The organism is Pseudoroseomonas cervicalis (assembly GCF_030818485.1).
Lineage (GTDB): Bacteria > Pseudomonadota > Alphaproteobacteria > Acetobacterales > Acetobacteraceae > Pseudoroseomonas > Pseudoroseomonas cervicalis_A.
This window is the reverse complement of record NZ_JAUTAJ010000004.1, coordinates 3,029,201-3,047,399: the sequence shown is the minus strand read 5'-3', so window position 1 is coordinate 3,047,399 and position 18,199 is coordinate 3,029,201. Positions and strand designations below refer to the sequence as shown.

13 protein-coding genes are annotated in these 18,199 nt (G+C 71.3%); 7 read left to right on the top strand and 6 right to left on the bottom strand.

What is annotated here, in order from left to right; genetic code table 11:
- Positions 1-32: 32 nt before the first annotated feature.
- Genes QE401_RS18185 through QE401_RS18175 form a run of 3 tightly spaced genes read left to right on the top strand, consistent with a single transcriptional unit; the run spans position 33 to position 3,578 of the window.
- Positions 33-1,367: an aminotransferase class I/II-fold pyridoxal phosphate-dependent enzyme gene (locus QE401_RS18185; RefSeq protein ID WP_307139541.1), complete on the top strand. Its 1,335-nt coding sequence runs from the start codon at positions 33-35 to the stop codon at positions 1,365-1,367.
- 13 nt (positions 1,368-1,380) lie between these two features.
- Positions 1,381-2,244 (top strand): formyltransferase family protein, encoded by an 864-nt coding sequence (locus QE401_RS18180; RefSeq protein ID WP_307139540.1) that lies wholly within the window; start codon positions 1,381-1,383, stop codon positions 2,242-2,244.
- A gap of 41 nt (positions 2,245-2,285) precedes the next feature.
- Complete coding sequence (locus QE401_RS18175) at positions 2,286-3,578, top strand: capsule biosynthesis protein (RefSeq protein ID WP_307139539.1); 1,293 nt, start codon at positions 2,286-2,288, stop codon at positions 3,576-3,578.
- An 88-nt stretch (positions 3,579-3,666) separates the two neighbouring features.
- On the opposite strand, the gene pepN is transcribed toward QE401_RS18175, so the two are convergent.
- Positions 3,667-6,276, bottom strand: a complete 2,610-nt coding sequence (gene pepN / locus QE401_RS18170; protein ID WP_307139538.1) for an aminopeptidase N — start codon at positions 6,274-6,276, stop codon at positions 3,667-3,669.
- A 216-nt stretch (positions 6,277-6,492) separates the two neighbouring features.
- Here pepN and QE401_RS18165 point away from each other — a divergent pair, with 216 nt between their 5' ends.
- The 4 genes from QE401_RS18165 to QE401_RS18150 all read left to right on the top strand — a co-directional run bounded on the left by QE401_RS18165 (position 6,493) and on the right by QE401_RS18150 (position 11,822).
- Positions 6,493-7,215: a haloacid dehalogenase type II gene (locus QE401_RS18165; RefSeq protein ID WP_307139537.1), complete on the top strand. Its 723-nt coding sequence runs from the start codon at positions 6,493-6,495 to the stop codon at positions 7,213-7,215.
- 128 nt (positions 7,216-7,343) lie between these two features.
- Positions 7,344-9,404, top strand: coding sequence for a hydantoinase/oxoprolinase family protein (locus tag QE401_RS18160; RefSeq protein ID WP_307139536.1), 2,061 nt, complete (start codon positions 7,344-7,346; stop codon positions 9,402-9,404).
- A 16-nt stretch (positions 9,405-9,420) separates the two neighbouring features.
- Positions 9,421-11,190, top strand: a complete 1,770-nt coding sequence (locus QE401_RS18155; RefSeq protein WP_307139535.1) for a hydantoinase B/oxoprolinase family protein — start codon at positions 9,421-9,423, stop codon at positions 11,188-11,190.
- 62 nt (positions 11,191-11,252) lie between these two features.
- Positions 11,253-11,822 carry a helix-turn-helix domain-containing protein gene (locus tag QE401_RS18150; RefSeq protein WP_307139534.1) on the top strand — a complete coding sequence of 190 codons (570 nt, stop codon included), beginning with the start codon at positions 11,253-11,255 and terminating at the stop codon, positions 11,820-11,822.
- Positions 11,823-11,881: 59 nt separating this feature from the next.
- On the opposite strand, the gene holA is transcribed toward QE401_RS18150, so the two are convergent.
- The 5 genes from holA to QE401_RS18125 all read right to left on the bottom strand — a co-directional run bounded on the left by holA (position 11,882) and on the right by QE401_RS18125 (position 18,194).
- Complete coding sequence (gene holA, locus QE401_RS18145; protein WP_307139533.1) at positions 11,882-12,919, bottom strand: DNA polymerase III subunit delta; 1,038 nt, start codon at positions 12,917-12,919, stop codon at positions 11,882-11,884.
- 16 nt (positions 12,920-12,935) lie between these two features.
- Complete coding sequence (gene lptE, locus QE401_RS18140) at positions 12,936-13,523, bottom strand: LPS assembly lipoprotein LptE (protein ID WP_307139532.1); 588 nt, start codon at positions 13,521-13,523, stop codon at positions 12,936-12,938.
- A complete protein-coding gene (gene leuS / locus QE401_RS18135) occupies positions 13,489-16,080 on the bottom strand; it encodes a leucine--tRNA ligase (protein WP_307139531.1) in 2,592 nt (863 codons plus the stop codon). Before leuS ends, lptE begins: the two co-directional genes overlap by 35 nt.
- 183 nt (positions 16,081-16,263) lie before the next feature.
- Positions 16,264-16,764 carry a DUF3576 domain-containing protein gene (locus tag QE401_RS18130; protein WP_307139530.1) on the bottom strand — a complete coding sequence of 167 codons (501 nt, stop codon included), beginning with the start codon at positions 16,762-16,764 and terminating at the stop codon, positions 16,264-16,266.
- A gap of 158 nt (positions 16,765-16,922) precedes the next feature.
- Positions 16,923-18,194: a porin gene (locus tag QE401_RS18125; protein WP_307139529.1), complete on the bottom strand. Its 1,272-nt coding sequence runs from the start codon at positions 18,192-18,194 to the stop codon at positions 16,923-16,925.
- Between the last annotated feature and the right edge of the window lie 5 nt (positions 18,195-18,199).

Below are 18,199 nucleotides of genomic sequence, written 5' to 3'. Positions count from 1 at the left end.
GCCCCTCGTCTTCTGGAAGGCGGTTCCTGCGGATGAGTGGTGGCCTATCGACCACGGCGCGGCTGGCCCTGCTGGCCCGCCTGTCCAAGCGGCGCACGGCCGAGGCGCCGCGCCCCGATGCCGGCAGCGCCCGCGACTTCACCACGCTGCCCGGCATGCGCGACTACGCCCTGCTGAAGACGGCGATGGAATCGCTCGACCTGGAAAGCCCGCTGTTCCGCGCGCATGACGGGCTGGCGGCGGCGCACAGCGCCATCGGCGGGCGGCCGGTCATCAACTTCGCCAGCTACAACTATCTCGGCCTGAACGGCGATCCGCGGGTGCAGGCGGCGGCGAAGGCGGCCATCGACCGCTACGGCATCTCGCCCTCCGGCTCGCGCATCACCTCGGGCGAGCGCGACCTGCATCTGGCGCTGGAGCGCGAGCTGGCGGCGCTGCACGGGGCCGAGGCGGCGCTGACCTTCGTCTCCGGCCACGCCACCAATGTCAGCACCATCGGCCATCTGATGGGCCCGCGCGACCTGGTGGTGCATGATTCGGCGATCCACAATTCCTGCACCGAGGGCATCCGCCTCTCCGGCGCCCGCCGCCTGCCCTTCGCGCACAATGACATGGCGGCGGCGGCGAAGGAGATGGCCGCGGCGCGCCGCGCCGCCCCGCCCTCCCAGGCGCGGGCGCTGCTGCTGGTCGAGGGGCATTACAGCATGGATGGCGATGTCCCCGACCTCGCCGCCTGCATCGACATCGCCCGCCGCCACGATGCCTGGCTGATGGTGGACGAGGCGCATGGCGTCGGCGTCATCGGCCCGACCGGGCGCGGCGTCGCCGAGGCGCAAGGGGTGGACCCGGCCGGGGTCGATCTGTGGATGGGCACGCTGTCCAAGACGCTCTCGGCCTGTGGCGGCTATATCGCGGCGCGGGCCGATGTCATCGACTGGCTGCGCCACACCGTGCCCGGCTCGGTCTATTCCGTCGGGCTGGCGCCGCCGCTGGCGGCGGCGGCGCTGGAATCGCTGCGCATCCTGCTGGCCGAGCCGGAGCGGGTGGCGCGGCTGCAGGCCAATGGCACGGGCTTGCGCGACCGGCTGCGGGCGCGCGGCTTCGACACCGGCGCCAGCATCGGCTCGGCCATCGTGCCGGTGATCCTGGGCTCCTCTCTCCGCACCGCCAAGGTGGCGGCGGCGCTGCTGGAGCGTGGCGTCGCGGCGCAGACGGTGATGTTCCCGGCGGTGCCGGAGCAGTCGGCGCGGCTGCGCTTCTTCGTCTCCTCCCAACATAGCGAGGCGGATCTCGACCGCACCGCCGAGGCGGTCACCGAGGCGGTGGCCAGTGTCGGCCGGGTCGAAAGCCTGCCCGGGCTTGGCTGACCCCGGCAGGAGCATGCCCGCCGAGGCCATGGGCGCCGGACCGGCCCGGAAGCTGCGCATCGCCCTGCTGACGCTGGAAAGCGCGCTGAGCGCGGCGCCGGTGCTGGGCTTCGCCCGTGCCCAGGCCGAGGCCGGGCGGCTGGCGCTGATTGGCCGCTCCCTGCCCTACCGCCCGGCCACGGGCGGCATGGCGGGGCAGCTGGCGGCGCATTGGCGGCGCTCCGGCCCGCGCTTCCTGCCCTTCCTGATGACGCAATACGGCCTGCCGCAGCTGCTGGGCGATGCGCGACGCGCGCTCGGCCGCGGGGCGCTGAGCGGCCTGGCCCGCCGCCATGGCGTGCCGATGCTGGCGGTGGAGGACGTCAATGGCGCGGAATTCGCGGCGGCGCTGGCGGCGGCGGGGGTGGAGCTGATCGTCTCCTTCCATTTCGACCAGATCCTCTCGGCGGAGACGCTGGCGCGGGTGCCGGGCGGCGGCATCAACATCCACCCTTCCCTGCTGCCGCTTCATCGCGGCCCGGTGCCGAGCTTCTGGGCGATGCAGGAAAGCCCGCCCGCCTTCGGCGTGACCGTGCACCGCATGGTCCCGCGCATCGATGCCGGCGCGGTGCTGGCGCAGCGCGCCCTGGCGCTGCCGCCCGGCACCAGCGCCGCCACCGCCGCCCGCGCCCTGCATGCGGAGGGCGCGGTGCTGGCCGAGGATGTGCTGCGGGCGCTGGAAAACGGCACCGGTCCCGCGCCCGGCCGGCCGCAGGACGAGCCCGGCCCCTATTGCCCCTTTCCCTCCGCCGGGGCATTGCGGAAGGCGGCGCGGCGGGGGGCGCGCCTGGTCGGCTGGTCCGATCTCGGCGCGGCCCTGGTCGCGCCGGTCGGATAGATGCTGCCCGCCCTTTCGCCAGACGAGAACGCCCCGCGCTGATGCCCGATCCCGCCGCCCCGGCCCCGCGATGTTTCCTGTTCCTGCAGGGGCCGATCACGCCGTTCTTCGACGAGGTGGGCGCCGGGCTGCGGGCGCTCGGCCACACGGTGCACCGCATCAACCTGAACCTCGGCGACAAGCTGTTCTGGCGCGGCCCCGGCGCGGTGGATTTCCGCGGCACGGAGGCGGAGTGGCCGGCCTTCATCGCGGCCTTCCTTGACCGCCACGGCATCACCGACCTGGTGCTGCTGGGCGAGCAGCGCGACTACCACAAGATCGCCATCGCGGCGGCGCATGCGCGCGGCATCAGCGTGGCGGCGACCGATTTCGGCTATATCCGGCCCGACTGGATCGTGCTGGAGCGGGACGGGATGAACGCCGCCAGCCGCTTCACCCGCGACCCGGAGACGATCATCCGCACCGGCGCGCAGCTGCCGCCGCCGGACCTGATCGTGCGCAACCGCGACAATTTCAACCGCCAGGCCCGGTGGGACATGCTGTATCACCTGGCCAGCCTGATGCCCTGGCCCTTCCCGCATTACCGCAGCCACCTGCTGCAGAATCCGGTGGCCTATTATCTCGGCGTGGGGCGGCGGCTGCTGCAGCGCAAGCGCGACAACCGGCGGGCGGATGCCATCCTGCAGCGGCTCTCCGGCACCGGGCCGCTGTTCCTGATGGCGATGCAGATGGAGAGCGATTTCTCCATCCGCGCCTATTCCAAATATCCCGATCTCGACACCGCGCTGCGCGAGGTGGCGGAGAGCTTCGCCGCGCATGCGGCCCCCAATGCGCAGCTGCTGGTGAAGGTGCATCCGCTGGATCCCGGGCTGAAGGACTGGCGCAGCCGCACCCGCGCCATCGCCGCGGCGGCGGGGGTGCCGGACCGGGTGCATTATCTCGGCGGCGGCAATCTGGGCGCCATCGTCGAGCAGGTGCAGGGCACGGTGACGGTGAACAGCACGGTCGGGCTGCGCTCGATCATCGACCACACGCCGACCTTCGCGCTGGGCGAGGCGATCTACCGGATTCCGGGGCTGGTGTTTCCCGGCACGCTGGACCGCTTCTGGACCGAGGCGACACCGCCCGACAAGGCGCTGCGCGAGGGCTTCCTGCGCTGCATCGCGCACAGCCTGCATATCCGCGGCGTCTACTACAACCGCCCCGGGCTGGATGTGGCGGTGCGCGGCGCGGTGGAGCGGCTGCATCGCCGCGCGCTGAACGAGCCGGTGGAGACGCTGATGTTCCCCACCGACCCCGACATGCCTGGCACGGCCGCCCCCCGCCCCTGGTAACGGATGGCGGGGTCCGGGGGGACCCTGTCCCCCCGGCGGAGGGGTCTGGAGAGGCGGAGCCTCCCCAGGAAGGCGCGCTCCCCCCCCCTCAGTTCTCCAGCGCTTTCGACGCCTTCTCATAGGTCCCCTTGCTGAGTCCCGGCCGGGCCAGGATGCGTTCCAGCTCGGCCCGCATCAGCGCGCCGCGCGCCGCGTCCTGGCGTTTCCAGTCGGTCAGCGGGGAGATGATACGCGCCGCCATCTGGGTGTTCACCGCGTCGAGGGCCAGCACGACGCTGCCGAGGAAGCGGTAGCCCTCGCCCGAGGCGTGGTGGAAGGCGGCCGGGTTGCCCATGGCGAAGGCGCCGACGAGCGCGCGCACCCGGTTCGGGTTGCGCAGGTCGAAATCCGGGTGGTCCGCCAGGGCCTGCACCTCGGCCAGCACGCTGTCGCGCTCGGCCATGGCCTGGATGGCGAACCATTTGTCCAGCACCAGCGGCTCCGCCTTCCAGCGCGCATGGAAGCGGGCGAGCGCCTCCTCGCGCGCCGGGCCCTCGCCATCGGCCAGCACGCGCAAGGCGGCGAGCTGGTCGGTCATGTTGCCGGCGCCCTCGAACTGGGCGCGGGCGCGGCGCTGGCCTTCCGCCGCGTCGCCGGCGGCGAGATAGGCGAGCGCCGCGTTGCGCAGCGCGCGGCGGCCGATGGCCGCGCCATCGATGCGGTAGGGCCCGGCATCGGCCAGCGCGTCATGCAGTTCGGCGAGGCGCGCGGCGAAGCGGGCGCCGAGCGCCTGGCGCAGGAAGCGGCGCACGGCGTGGATCGCCTCCGGGTCGGCGGTCGCCATCTGGTCGGCGACGAAATCCTCCGATGGCAGGGCCAGGGATTCGGCGGCGAAGGCCGGATCCTCCAGCGCCTGGTCGAGCTGCGCGGCGGTGATGGCCGCGACGCCTTCGGGCAGGGCGAGCGGGCGCTGGGCGCGGACATCCTCGACCAGGCGCAGCATCTCGGCCACGCGGTATTGCTGCGCCGAATCCCAGCGCACGAAGGGATCCGTGTCGTGGGCGGCGAGGAAGCCGAGCTGCTGCAGCGATAGGCCGCTGAGCTTCACCGGCGCGGAGTAGCCGCGCAACAGCGAGGGGGTGGGCCTGGCGGCGACATTCTCGAAGGTGAAATCCTGCCGCGCCTCCTCCAGCAGCAGCAGCCCGGCGCCGGGCAGCTCCGCCCCGTCCGGCCCCAGCAGGCCGAAGGCGATGGGGATCGGCACCGGCTGCTTCTCCGGCTGGCCGGGGGTGGCGGGGGTCGATTGCGACAGGGTCAGGGTGTAGCGCCGTGCCGCCGAATCATAGCTGTCCGCGACCCGCAGCTCCGGCGTGCCGGCCTGGGCGTACCAGCGGGCGAAGCGCGTCAGGTCGGTGCCCGACGAATCCTGCATCGCGGCGACGAAATCCTCGATGGTGACGGCCTGGTTGTCGTGCCGGGCGATGTAGAGATCCATGCCGCGGCGGAAAGCCTCCGGCCCGATCAGCCGGCGCATCATGCGCACCAGCTCCGCCCCCTTCTGGTAGACGGTGGCGGTGTAGAAGTTGTTGATCTCCACATAGGAATCGGGGCGCACCGGATGCGCCATCGGCCCCGCATCCTCGGGGAACTGCGCGGCGCGCAGCCGGCGCACATTGGCCAGGCGCTTCACCGCCGCGCTGCCCATATCCTCGGAGAAATGCTGGTCGCGGAAGACGGTCAGCCCCTCCTTCAGCGAGAGCTGGAACCAGTCGCGGCAGGTGACGCGGTTGCCCGTCCAGTTGTGGAAATACTCATGGGCGACGACGGTCTCGATGCCCTCGTAATCCGTGTCGGTCGCCGTCTCCGGCCGCGCCAGGATGTATTTCGTGTTGAAGATGTTGAGGCCCTTGTTCTCCATCGCCCCCATGTTGAAATCGGAGACGGCGGCGATGTTGAACACGTCGAGATCGTATTCGAGGCCGTAGACCTCCTCGTCCCAACGCATCGAGCGCTTCAGCGAATCCATCGCATGGCCGCAGGCATCCTCATCGCCGGCGCGGACCCAGATGGCCAAAGCGACCTCGCGGCCCGAAGCCGTGGTGAAGCGGTCGCGCAGCGCCACCAGATCACCCGCCACCACGGCGAACAGATAGGCGGGCTTGGGGTGCGGATCGACCCAGCGCGCCCAGTGGCGGCCATCCGGCAGCTCCCCCGCCCCGTCCGGATTGCCGTTGGAGAGCAGCACCGGGCATTCGGCGCGGTCGGCCTCGATGGTGGTGGTGTAGCGCGCCATCACATCCGGGCGGTCGGGGAAATAGGTGATGCGGCGGAAGCCCTCGGCCTCGCATTGCGTGAAGTAGTTGCCGCCGGAGCGGTAGAGGCCGGACAGCTCGCTATTGGCGTCCGGGTCGATCTCCACCTCCGTCTCCAGGGTGAAGGCCTCCGGCACGCCATGGATGCGCAGCCCGCCATCGGCGCGGTGCGCCAGCCGCTCCGGCGGCAGCGCCACCCCGTCCAGCGCCGCCGAGAGCAGGCGCAGCTCCTCCCCGTCCAGTTCCAGCGTGTCGCCCGAAGCGGCCTGCGGGTTGCGGCGCAGCGCCAGCCGCGCCCGCACCCGCGTGGCGGAAGGATGCAGCGACAGATGCAGCTCCACGCTGTCCACCAGGAAGGCGGGCGGCCGGTAATCCTCGCGGCGGATGGTGGGCGGAGGCGTGGTCATGCGCGGCCTCATGCAGTTGGAGACAAGGTTTTGTTCTTTTTTGGAAAAAAGAACCAAAAAACTTTTATCAGTTTGGCGTCCCGCCATGCCGGGAGGCGGGCGGCAGCCTGACAAAAATGCTTCAGAAAAAGAAGGAATCTTCCCCCTCACATTCCGCTTCCCGCGCCGCGCCGCATCATGCGACGCTGATCCTCTCCCGGCTTCGGAGAGGACGCGATGCGACTGCAGGATTTCCGCGTGCTGACCTTCGATTGCTACGGCACGCTGATCGACTGGGAAAGCGGCATCCATGACGCGCTGCGGCCGCTGCTGCGCAAGGCCGGCCTCACCCCGCCACGGGAGGAGGTGCTGGAAGCCTTCGCCCGGCACGAGGCCGCCCACCAGGCCGAGACCCCCGGTCTGCTCTACACCGAGCTGCTGAGCGAGGTCTCCCGCAGCCTGGCCGAGGAATGGGGCGTCGAGGCCAGCGATTCGCTGCACGATACCTTCGGCGCCTCGGTCCCGCTCTGGCCCGCCTTCCCCGATTCGGCCGAGGCCCTGGCCTATCTGAAGCACCATTACCGGCTGGTGGTGCTCTCCAATGTGGATCATGCCGGCTTCGCGGGCAGCCAGGCGCGGCTCGGCACCGAATTCGACGCGGTGTTCACCGCGCAGGATATCGGCAGCTACAAGCCCAGCCTGCGCAACTTCGAACACATGCTGGAAGCGCTGGACCGCCGCGGCCATGCCCGGGGCGAGATCCTGCACACGGCGCAAAGCCTGTTCCACGACCACGCCCCGGCCAAGCGCCTCGGCCTCGCCACCGCCTGGATCGACCGGCGCCAGGGGCAGGAAGGCTGGGGGGCCAGCCTGCCGCCGCCCTCCGGCGCCGGATACGATTTCCGCTTCGCCTCGCTGGGTGCCATGGCGGCGGCGCATCGGGCGGAGGCGCTGACCTGACCGGCCGGGGCCAAGGGGGCGCCGCCCCCTTGGATCCCCCGCCGGGGTGACAGGGTCACCCCGGACCCCGCCAGCAGAGTGGCACAGCGATTGCCACGGCGTTCCCCGCAACAAGCGGGGGATGCGTCATGAAGCTCATCGGCGTCGATGTCGGCGGCACCTTCACCGATCTGGTCCTGGCGGACACCGACACCGGCCAGTCCAGCATCCACAAAGTGTCCAGCAACAATGCCGACCCCTCCATCGGCGTCACCCAGGGCATCCTCGAACTCTGCGCCCGGGCCGGCCTGGCCCCGGCCGCCATCGACCAGGTGCTGCACGGCACCACCATCGCCACCAACGCCGCGCTGGAGCATCGCGGCGCGCTGACCGGGCTGATCACCACGCGCGGCTATCGCGACGTGCTGCATATCGGCCGCCACCAGCGGCCCGAACACTATTCCATCCAGCAGCAGATCCCCTGGCAGGCCCGGCCCCTGGTCAAGCGCCGCCACCGCCATGTCGTCACCGAACGCCTGGCCCCGCCGCGCGGCGAGGTGCTGGTGCCGCTGGCCGAGGAGGAAGTGCGCGAGGCCGCCCGCGCCCTGAAGGCCGCCGGGGTAGAAGCCATCGCCATCGGCTTCCTGTTCTCCTACCTCAACCCGGCGCATGAGCTGCGCGCCAAGGCGATCGTGCTGGAGGAATATCCGGAGGCCTTCGTCACCACCTCGGCCGAGGTGGCGCCGCAATTCCGCGAATTCGAACGCTTCACCACCGCCGCCATGAACGCCTTCGTCGGGCCGAAGGTGCGCGACTATGTCTCGCGCCTGGCGCAGCGGCTGAAGCAGGCCGGCGTGGGCGGCGAGCTGCAGGTGATGGGCTCCACCGGCGGCGTCGCCTCGGTCGCCATGGTGGCGGAGCAGCCGGTGCTCACCATGCTCTCCGGCCCCGCCGCCGGCGTGCTGGGCGGCGCCTGGGCCGGCGCGCTGTCCGGGCGCGACAACCTCATCACCTTCGACATTGGCGGCACCTCCGCCGACATCGCCATCATCACCGAGGGCAAGTTCGGCGAGGCCTCGGCGCGCGACACCTGGATCGCCGGCTTCCCGCTGCTGGTGCCGATGATCGACATCCACACCATCGGCGCCGGCGGCGGCTCCATCGCGCGGCGCGATGCCGGCGGCGCCTTCCGCGTCGGGCCGCAATCGGCCGGCGCGCAGCCGGGGCCCGCCGGCTATGGCCGTGGCGGCCAGCTTCCCACGGTGACGGACGCCAATATCGTGCTCGGCCGGCTGGACCCGGAGAATTTCCTGGGCGGCGCCATGGCGCTCGACACCGCCGCAGCCCAGCGCGTCGTCGGTGACTTCGCGCAGGAGCTGGGGCTGTCGCCGGAGGCCGCGGCGCTTGGCATCCTCACCATCGTCAACGCCAACATGGCGAATGCCATCCGCAGCCGCACCGTGCAGAAGGGCATCGACCCGCGCGGCTATGCGCTGGTCGCCTTCGGCGGCGCCGGGCCGCTGCAGGCGGTGGAGGTGGCGCAGATGCTGGAAGGGCGGGAGGTGCTGGTGCCGCCGCATCCCGGCATCACCTCGGCCATGGGACTGCTGACCACGGATCTCAGCGCCGATGCGGTGCGCACCTGCTTCCAGCTCTCGGACGCGCTGGACCTCTCCCGCATCGCGCAGGATTTCGCGGCGATGGAAGCGCAGATCACCGCCCGCTTCGCCGCCGACCAATTGCCGGTGGAGAGCGCCCGCTTCAGCCGCGCCGCCGATCTCCGCTATGCCGGCCAGGGCTATGAGCTGCGCATCGCCTTCCCCGCCGAGGAGGAAGCGGATGCCAGCGCGCTGCTGGCCCGGTTCCACGCGCAGCACCGCGCCGAATACGGCCATGCCTTCCCCGAGCGTGTGGTGGAGATCGTCAATCTTCGTGTCACCGGCGCGATTCCGCGGCCGCGCCTGGGGGCGCCGCCGCCGCGCCAGGGCGGCTCGCTGGCGGCAGCGACGGTGCGGGTCGGGCGTGTCGTCTTCGGCAGCAGCGCGGCGCCCATGGCGCATGACACGCCCTTCCTGCGGCGGGAGGCGCTGCCGGTCGGCCAGCCCATCCCGGGCCCGGCCATCATCCTGCAGACCGACAGCACCACGGTGGTGCCGCCCGGCTGCACCCTGACCGCCGAGGCCGGCGGCAACCTGCTGATCACCCTCTGACGCGCGGAGCCACGCCATGAACCGGATGACCGAGATCGATCCCGTCACCGTCAGCGTCGTGCAGGGCGCGCTGGAAACCATCGCCGTGGAGGTCGGCTACAAGCTGATGCGCATGGCCTATTCCTCCATCATCCGCGAATCGGAGGATTTCGGCGCGGCGCTGACGGATGAGACCGGCCAGGGCCTGGCGGAATCGGCGCAATCGACGCCGCTGCAATCCGGCCCCATCCCCGGCTATGTCAAATCCGTGCTGGCGGTGCTGGCGAAGCGCGGCGAGGCGATCCGCCCCGGCGATGTCATCATGCACAACGACCCTTATGGCGGCGCCAGCCACGGGCCGGATGTCGCCTTCCTGGTGCCGGTGTTTCACGTGGATCACGACGGCGCCGAGCATCTGATCGGCTTCTCCGGCACCACGGCGCACCATCTCGATATCGGCGCGCAGACGCCCGGCTCCTGCGGCATTGTCGAGGCGGTGGATGCCTATGCCGAGGGGCTGCAGTTCAAGGCGATCAAGGTCTATGACCAGGGCTGCCGCAATGACGCGGTGTGGCAGATGCTGCGCGACAATCTGCGCGCCTCCGACCTCGTGGTGGGCGATATGGAGGCGCAGGTTGCCGCCAGCCGCATCGGTGCCGAGCGCATGGCGGCGCTGGTCGCGCGCCACGGGCTGGCGCGTTTCCGCGCCGCCTGCGCCGCCATGCTGGACCAGGCGGAGCGGCTGATGCGCCGCGCCATCGCCGCCCTGCCCGAGGGCAGCTTCCGCGCCGAGACCCGCATCGATGGCTATCTGGACGATCCCGCCCGCGCCAATCTGCCGCTGGTGGTGACGGTGACGAAGCAGGGCGAGGAGCTGCTGGTGGACCTCACCGGCACGGCGCCGCAGCTGCCGGACCGGCCGATCAACATGCCGCTGCGCGGCACGGTGGATGTGGCGGTTTGGCTGACGGTGCGCTCGGTGCTGCTGGACACGGCGGTGCATGGGCATGTGCCGGTGAATGAGGGGCTGACGCGGCCGATCCGCATCCTGGCGCCGAAGGGCTGCCTGGCGAACCCGGTCTTCCCGGCGCCGACCATCGCCCGCTTCTGCCCCGGCAACCAGCTGGCGGACACGGTGATGAAGGCGTTGGCGCAGGCGGTGCCGGGCCAGGTCTCGGCCGGCATCGGCAATCTCAAGGTCATCGCCTTCTCCGGCCTGCAGGGCGAGAGCCACTGGGTGCATATGGAGATCTTCGAGGGCGCCTATGGCGGCCGTCCGGGGCAGGACGGGATGGATGCGGTGGACACGCTCTATGCCAACACGCGCAACAACCCGGTCGAGGATATCGAGACGCATCTGCCGCTGCGGGTGCTGCGCTACGAGCTGCGCGAGGATGAGGCGGGCGCCGGCGAATGGCGCGGCGGGCTGGGCTCGGTGCGGGAGTTCCGTTTCCTGACCGATGCCGGCACCTCGGTGGAGGGCGAGGGCCATGCGCATCGCCCCTGGGGTTTCCTGGGCGGGCTGCCCGGCGCCACCGCGACGCTGGTGCTGAAGCGCGCCGATGGCACGGCGGAGAGCCTGCCCTCCAAGGTGCCGCACCGCGCCGTGCGGGCGGGCGACAGCTTCATCTGCCACGGCCCCGCCGGTGGCGGCTATGGCGACCCGAAGCGCCGCGACCCGGCTCGGGTGCTGGAGGATGTGCTGGACGGCCTGATCACCCCGGCCACGGCCCGCCGCGACTATGGCGTGGTGATTTCTGACGGCGTGCTGGACGCCGCCGCCACCGCGGCGCTGCGCGCCAACTGACAGAAAAAAGAAGGGGGTCCGGGGGAATTCATTCCCCCGGCCTTTTTCCTTATCCTCGGGTGATGCCCTTGCACGACAGTTCCGCCCAGCTCGCGCAACGCCTGAAGACCGAGCGCGAGGCGCGCGGCTGGTCGCTGTCGGAGCTGGCCGAGCGGTCTGGCGTGTCGAAGGCGATGATCAGCAAGATCGAGCGCGACGAGGTCAGCCCGACGGCGGCGCTGCTGGGGCGTTTGTCGGGTGCCTTCGGCCTCAGCCTGTCGCAGCTGCTGGCGCGGGCCGAGCAGGGCGCGGGGCTGCTGGCCCGCGCCGCCGCGCAGCCGGTCTGGCGCGACCCGGAGACGGGTTTCCTGCGCCGCGCGGTGACGCCGACCGCCGGCCCGCCGACGCCGCTGGAGCTGGTCTGGGGCGAGCTGCCGCCGGGCCAGGCGGTGGAGTATCCGGCGGCCGCCTTCGCCTTCATCCAGGACCAGCAGCTGCTGGTGCTGGAGGGCGAGCTGCATTTCACGCAGGGGCAGAGCCCGCAGGTGCTGCAGGCGGGGGATTGCCTGCGCTTCGGCCCGCCGGATGCGGTGCGCTACGAGAATCGCGCCACCCTGCCCTGTCGCTACCTGATCGCGCTGCTGCGCCGCTGAGGGGCTGGTCTGGTCGCGCGATTCAGGCCTTCGGTGATTCCACCTCAGGCCATTGCGCTCTATTGCCGCCGACGCAGCGCGACGGCCTGCCGCGCCAGGGTCAGCACCGCGGCGCGCGCCACGGTCGCGTCCGGGATCGGCCGCGCGGCGGAGCCCGACTTGCCGCGCTTCTCCGCCTCCAGCAGCGCAGTGCCGGCGGCTTCCAGCAAGGGAGGCGACCACAGGCGCAGCGCGCGCTCGAAGCCCGGCTTCAGGCGGAAGAAGACCGGCGGGCGCAGCGATTCCATGGCGTTGGAGGCCGGCTGGCCGCGCGCCACGGCCAGCGAGGCCAGGTGCAGCCGCTGCACATGCCGCAGCGCCGCGCGCAGCACGGCGATCGGGCTGGCGCCCTCGGCGAAGGCGGCCTCCAGCGCGCGGTCGGCCAGCGGGATGTCGCCGGCGGTGGCGGCGATCAGCGCCTCGTCCAGGTCGAGGGTGGAGCCCTCCCCGGCGCAGGCCAGCACATCCTCCTCCGACAGCCGCCCGCCGACGCCGGCATAGAGGGCGAGCTTCTCCACCTCGCGCCGCAACAGCATGCGGTCCTCGCCCAGGCGGGAGGACAGCCAGTCCAGCGCCGGCGGGTCGATGGCGACACCCTGCTCCTGCAGCAGCCTTCCGATGCTGGCGGCCAGCTCCGCCCCGCGCTCGCGGTAGCAGGCGATGACGGCGGCATCGCGCGCCGCCTCCAGCTGGGTGCGCAGCTTGGCCCGCGCCGTCAGCTCGCCCGCTTCCAGCACCAGCAGCGCCTCGCCGGGGCCGGAGAGCGCCTCCTTCACGGCATTGGCCAGGGTGTCGGTGGCGTCGCGCACCCGCACCAGGCGGCGGCCGCCGGTCATCGCCAGGGCGGCCATCTCGCCGGCCAGGGCACCGGGGCGGGCGGCGGCCTCGCGCGGCAGCTCGGCCAGGCGGAAGGGGTCGTTGCCGCCGACCACGCTGGCCACCAGCGCCTCGGCGCGTTCCTGGATCAGCCCGGCATCGTCGCCATGCAGCAGCACGGCGCGGGTCGGGCCGGGATCGGCCAGGAAGGCGGCGACGCGGCGCGGGTCGAGCTTCGCCATGGCGCGGCGGGCCGCGTCAGACGGTGCTGTCGCGCAGGCGCACCGACAGGTTCAGCACGATGTCGTTGGCCAGCTGCTCGACCAGGCGCTGCACCGTGGCATCGCGCGAGAAATCGGCGGCGAAGAACTGGTTGTCGGGGATGTTGAAGGAGTCGAAGGCGCGCTCCGTCCCCTCCGCCCGGGTCGCGGGCTCAGGGCCCAGCGTCACCAGCTGCCAGGTGGCGATGGCGTTGTAGCGGATGCGCGAGGCGGTGCCGTCGCGGCGGAAGCCCTCGGGCTCGGCCGCCAGCTGCAGGCCGACGCGCAGCTCGTAATTCGGCGCGGCGCTGCCGGCGGCGCCGAGGCGCTGCTGCAGCGAGCGGCGCAGCAGCTGGCCGCTGCGCTCGGGGATGATGGCGACGAAGGTCGAGGCCAGCACGGCGCGCACCGGGGCCGGGGCGCTGGCGCCGGACACGCTGTCCTGCGGGCCATAGACCGGGCGGAAGCCGCAGCCGGACAGCGCCAGCGCCGCCGGCGCGCCCGCCAGCAGCGCCAGCAGGCGCCGCCGGCCGGGGGCCTGCCGCTCCGTCTCAGACGACGAAGTTGACGATGCGGCCTGGGACATGGATGCGCTTCCTGATGGGGCGCCCGGCGATGGCGCGCTGCACATTCTCCTCCGCCTCGGCGGCGGCGAAGATGGTCGCCTCGTCGGCGCCGACCGGCACCGAGATGGTGCCGCGCAGCTTGCCCAGCACCTGCACGGCGAGGGTGACGCTGTCGGCGCGGGCCAGATCGGCATCCGATTCCAGCCAGGGCAGGTCGGCCACCAGACCCGCGCCGGGGCGCAGCAGCGACCACAGCTCCTCGGCCAGGTGCGGCATCATCGGGCTGATCAGCCGGGCCGCCGCCTCCAGCGCCTCGCGCCGGGCCGCGCCATCGGCCTCGCCCGCCGCCTCGATGGCGTTGGCGAATTCATGGGTGCGGGCGACGGCGACGTTGAAGGAGAAGGTCTCCAGCGCCTCGCTGACGGCGGCGATGGTGCGGTGGGTGGCGCGGCGCAGCTCGCGCGTCGCCGCATCCGGCTCGGCCGCGTGCGGCGCGTCCGGGGCGGGCAGCACCGGCAGCGCCGCCTGCACCAGCCGCCACAGGCGCTGGCTGAAGCGGAAGGCGCCGGCGACACCGGCCTCGGTCCACTCCATGTCGCGGTCGGGCGGGTTGTCGGAGAGGATGAACCAGCGCGCCGTGTCGGCGCCGAAGCGGTCGATGATGGCGCCGGGGTCGATGGTGTTGCGCTTCGACTTCGACATCTTGTCGTTGCGCGAGACGGTGACGGAGAGGCCCGTCGCCTTGTCGGTGGCGCTGCCATCGGCGGCGACCTCGACCTCGTCGGGCGCCAGCCAGCGGCCATCCTGCGCCTTGTAGGAGGCGTGCTGCACCATGCCCTGGGTGAACAGCCCGGCGAAGGGCTCGGCGGTGTCCAGCTGCCCCAGCCGGTTCAGGCCGCGGGTGAAGAAGCGGGAATAGAGCAGGTGCAGGATCGCGTGCTCGATGCCGCCGATATACTGGTCGACCGGCAGCCAGCCATTGGCCGCCTCGGCCACCAGCGGCGTCGCGGCCTTGGGCGCGGTGAAGCGGGCGAAGTACCAGGAGCTGTCGACGAAGGTGTCGCAGGTGTCGGTCTCGCGGGTCGCGGGCTTGCCGCAGGAGGGGCAGGCGACGTGCTTCCAGCTCGGGTGGCTGTCCAGCGGGTTGCCGGGCTTCGAGAAGTCGACATCCTCCGGCAGCACCACCGGCAGCTGGTCCTCGGGCACCGGGACGGCGCCGCAGGCCTCGCAATGGATCACCGGGATCGGGCAGCCCCAGTAGCGCTGGCGCGAGACGCCCCAGTCGCGCAGGCGCCAGTTGACGATGCCCTTGCCGTGGCCGCTGGCTTCCAGCGCGTCGATGGCGGCGCGCTTGCCGGCCTCCGTGCCCAGCCCGTCGAGGAAGCCGGAATTGTAGAGCGTCCCGTCATCCGTGTAGGCCGTCTTGCCGATGGCAAACGTGGAAGAATCCTCGCCGGGCGGCAGGATGACCGGCGGCACCGGCAGGCCGTATTTGCGCGCGAAGTCGAGGTCACGCTGGTCGCCGGAGGGGCAGCCGAAGATGGCGCCCGTGCCGTATTCCATCAGCACGAAATTGGCGATCCAGACCGGGTAGGTGGCGCCCTCGATGAAGGGGTGCTTCACCCTGAGCCCGGTGTCGATGCCGCGCTTCTCGGCCTGCTCGATGGCGGCTTCCGAGGTGCCCAGGGCGCGCACCTCGGCGATGAAGGCGGCGATCTCGGGGTTCTGCGCGGCGGCGGCGGCGGCCAGCGGGTGCTCGGCCGCGACCGCCAGGAAGGACATGCCGAACAGCGTGTCGGGGCGGGTGGTGAAGACCTCGACCGAATCCTGGCCGGCGATCGGCGTCGCCAGGTCGAAGCGCACCCGCGCGCCCTCGGAGCGGCCGATCCAGTTGGCCTGCATCAGCTTGACGCGCTCCGGCCAGCGGTCGAGCCCGTCGAGGGCCGCCAGCAGCTCGGGCGCGAACTTCGTGATCGAGAAGAACCACTGGGACAGCTTCTTCTTCTCGACCGGGGCGCCGGAGCGCCAGCCGCGGCCGTCGATCACCTGCTCATTGGCGAGCACGGTGTGGTCGACCGGGTCCCAGTTGACCCAGCTTTCTTTTCGTTCGACCAGGCCGCCCTTCAGGAACTGAAGAAAAAGCTTCTGCTGCTGGCCGTAATAGGAGGGGTCGCAGGTGGCGAATTCGCGGTCCCACTCGATCGACAGGCCCATGCGCTTCAGCTCGGCGCGCATGTTCGCGATGTTCTGGTAGGTCCAGGCGGCGGGGTGGGTGCCGCGCTCGCGCGCCGCATTCTCGGCCGGCAGGCCGAAGGCGTCCCAGCCCATCGGGTGCAGCACCTGGAAGCCGCGCGCCCGCTTGTAGCGCGCCACCACATCGCCCAGCGTGTAGTTGCGCACATGGCCCATATGGATCTTCCCCGACGGGTAGGGGAACATCTCCAGCACATAGTATTTGGGCTTGCTGCCATCCGGCACGTCGGGGGCGGCGAAGCAGGCGCCCGCCTCCCATTCCTGCTGCCAGCGGGGCTCGGCGGAGGCGAAATCGTAACGGGCGGGGGTGGTGCTGTCGTTCATCGGGCCAGGGCGATCACTTGCGGAGGGAAGGCATAGGGTGTTGCGGCGCCGATGGGAAGGGCGCGGCGGCGCGGCACCCGGCCCGGGCCGGGCCGGCTTCGGCGGGCCGGCCGCCGGCCGCGCATGAAAAAGCCCGGGGGAAGCGCCTTCCCCCGGGCCGCATCCTCAGGGCCGGCGCGCGGCTCAGCGCGCGGCGGTCTGGCTGCGCAGTTCGCGGGCGCGGGTCAGGACCTGGTTCTCGAGATCGGTCGCCGTCGCCTGCGCCACCGGCGCGTCAACCCAGGCGCCGTTGCGGTTCTCCTGCCGGAAGACCGAGATGCGCACCCCGTCGGAGCGGAGCTGGCGGCCCATGATGTAGGCGGTGGCGCGGAAGCGCTCGCCCGGGGTCGCCGGCGGCGAGTACCAGTCGGTGATGATGACGCCGCCGAAGGGATCGGCCGAGGAGAGCGGCAGGAAGGACAGGGTGTCGAGCGTGGCGCGCCACAGATAGGCGTTCACGCCGAGGCCGCTCTCGGCCCCGGCACCGCCGCCGCCACCGCGGCCGGAGCGGTCCGTGCCCATGATCAGCAGGCCGTCCTGCTCCCCGCTCAGCCGCCCGGCGACGCGGGCGCGGCGGGAATCGTTGTTGTACTCGTCATTCTCGACGATTCGACCGCTGCCGCAGGCCGCCAATGCCAGGAGCATCAGGGGCGCAGCGACCAGGGGCCGGAGGATCAGCGCGGCTCGGGCACGGTGCTTCAGCATGGCGGCCACTTACGTCCCTATCGCGTGGATAGGCAAGCGGGAAAAAAAGAGGGCGGCAGGTTGCCCTGCCGCCCTCCCGTTTCCGGTCCCCTGAGGGATCAGAAGGCGAAGCGGAAGCCGGTCAGGAAGACGCCGCCGTCGACCGAGTTGTTCGCGTTGGCGCCGGTGGCGGTGCTGGTCGCGAAGTTGTAGCCAGACTCCTTCATCTGGTACCAGGTGTACTCGGCGATGTACTCGATGCCCGGGGCGATGCGGTAGGTGCCGCCAACGCTCCAGCCCTTGTCGGTGCGGCCGGAAGTCAGCGGGCCGGCAGCGGTCACCGACTGGTTACCAGCCGAGCGGGTCTCACCATACTGGGTGCCAACCGTGAACTGGCCCAGGGTGTAGGACGCGCCGACGTTGAAGGAGCTGTACTGGCGCTGATCGCCAGCGACCTTCTGGCGCGGGGTGTAGAAGTTGTTGCCCGCGTCGCCGAACAGGTACTGACCGCCGACCAGGAAGCCATAGGCCGACAGCTGCAGGCCGAAGGCGCCGACATTGATGCGGTCAGCCGACGGGCCGTTGTTGTTCTGCACGACGTCGGCGCCGATATAGGCGGCCGAGGCGCCGATGCCCACGCCGGAGAAGCTGCCGCGGTAGCGGACGGCGGCCACGACTTCGTTGCGGCGGCGGGCGATCGTCGTGTTGGTCGAGCCCAGACGGTCGCACGAGGTGTTGGAGCTGGTGCAGCCCGACAGCGGGCCTTCGCCGGTGTTGAAGGCGAAGCTGGCGCCGAAGTCGAAGCCGGCGAACTGCGGCGACATGTAGATGATCTTGGTGTTGTCGCCAGCGTCGGACGGCTGGTTCAGGTTCGGCGAGTTGCCGGCCAGGCTGTCATAGAAGTCGCCGTCGAGGCCGCCGGTCGCGAAGTTGGCGATCTGGCCCTGGCTCATCAGGCCCCAGACGTTGTCTTCGTCACCGAAGCGCAGCTGACCGAAGTCGCCGGCCACGTAGCCCCAGGCCTCGTCCAGGTCCAGCGAGTTCTTGCTGTTGGTGCCCGAGGTCGCCTGGCGGACGCCGTCGTTCTGGATCTCGACCGCAACGCCGTAACGCAGGCCGTTGGCGGCCTTGCCGTTGGCGACGATGTGGATCTCGGTCTCCTGCTGGAAATCCGACTTGCCCTGGTTCGCCGACGGGACGTTCAGGTAATCCTGGTCGGTGTTCGAGTAGTAGAAGCGGAAGAAGCCGCCCAGGCGGACTTCCAGGTCGCGGTGCGACATCATGGCCGGGCCGGGGGCCCGGAACGGATCGGCGCCCTGCGCCATAGCACCGGTCGAGGCCATCACGACGGCGCCGACCACAGCGGTCGTGCCCAGCAGAAGCTTGCGCATCCCAA

Bases quoted from the DNA above. Each gene is read 5' to 3' on its own strand.
- QE401_RS18185 (WP_307139541.1), top strand. From the start codon at position 33: ATGAGTGGTGGCCTATCGACCACGGCGCGGCTGGCCCTGCTGGCCCGC.
- QE401_RS18180 (WP_307139540.1), top strand. From the start codon at position 1,381: ATGCCCGCCGAGGCCATGGGCGCCGGACCGGCCCGGAAGCTGCGCATC.
- QE401_RS18175 (WP_307139539.1), top strand. From the start codon at position 2,286: ATGCCCGATCCCGCCGCCCCGGCCCCGCGATGTTTCCTGTTCCTGCAG.
- pepN (WP_307139538.1), bottom strand. From the start codon at position 6,276: ATGACCACGCCTCCGCCCACCATCCGCCGCGAGGATTACCGGCCGCCC.
- QE401_RS18165 (WP_307139537.1), top strand. From the start codon at position 6,493: ATGCGACTGCAGGATTTCCGCGTGCTGACCTTCGATTGCTACGGCACG.
- QE401_RS18160 (WP_307139536.1), top strand. From the start codon at position 7,344: ATGAAGCTCATCGGCGTCGATGTCGGCGGCACCTTCACCGATCTGGTC.
- QE401_RS18155 (WP_307139535.1), top strand. From the start codon at position 9,421: ATGAACCGGATGACCGAGATCGATCCCGTCACCGTCAGCGTCGTGCAG.
- QE401_RS18150 (WP_307139534.1), top strand. From the start codon at position 11,253: ATGCCCTTGCACGACAGTTCCGCCCAGCTCGCGCAACGCCTGAAGACC.
- holA (WP_307139533.1), bottom strand. From the start codon at position 12,919: ATGGCGAAGCTCGACCCGCGCCGCGTCGCCGCCTTCCTGGCCGATCCC.
- lptE (WP_307139532.1), bottom strand. From the start codon at position 13,523: ATGTCCCAGGCCGCATCGTCAACTTCGTCGTCTGAGACGGAGCGGCAG.
- leuS (WP_307139531.1), bottom strand. From the start codon at position 16,080: ATGAACGACAGCACCACCCCCGCCCGTTACGATTTCGCCTCCGCCGAG.
- QE401_RS18130 (WP_307139530.1), bottom strand. From the start codon at position 16,764: ATGCTCCTGGCATTGGCGGCCTGCGGCAGCGGTCGAATCGTCGAGAAT.
- QE401_RS18125 (WP_307139529.1), bottom strand. From the start codon at position 18,194: ATGCGCAAGCTTCTGCTGGGCACGACCGCTGTGGTCGGCGCCGTCGTG.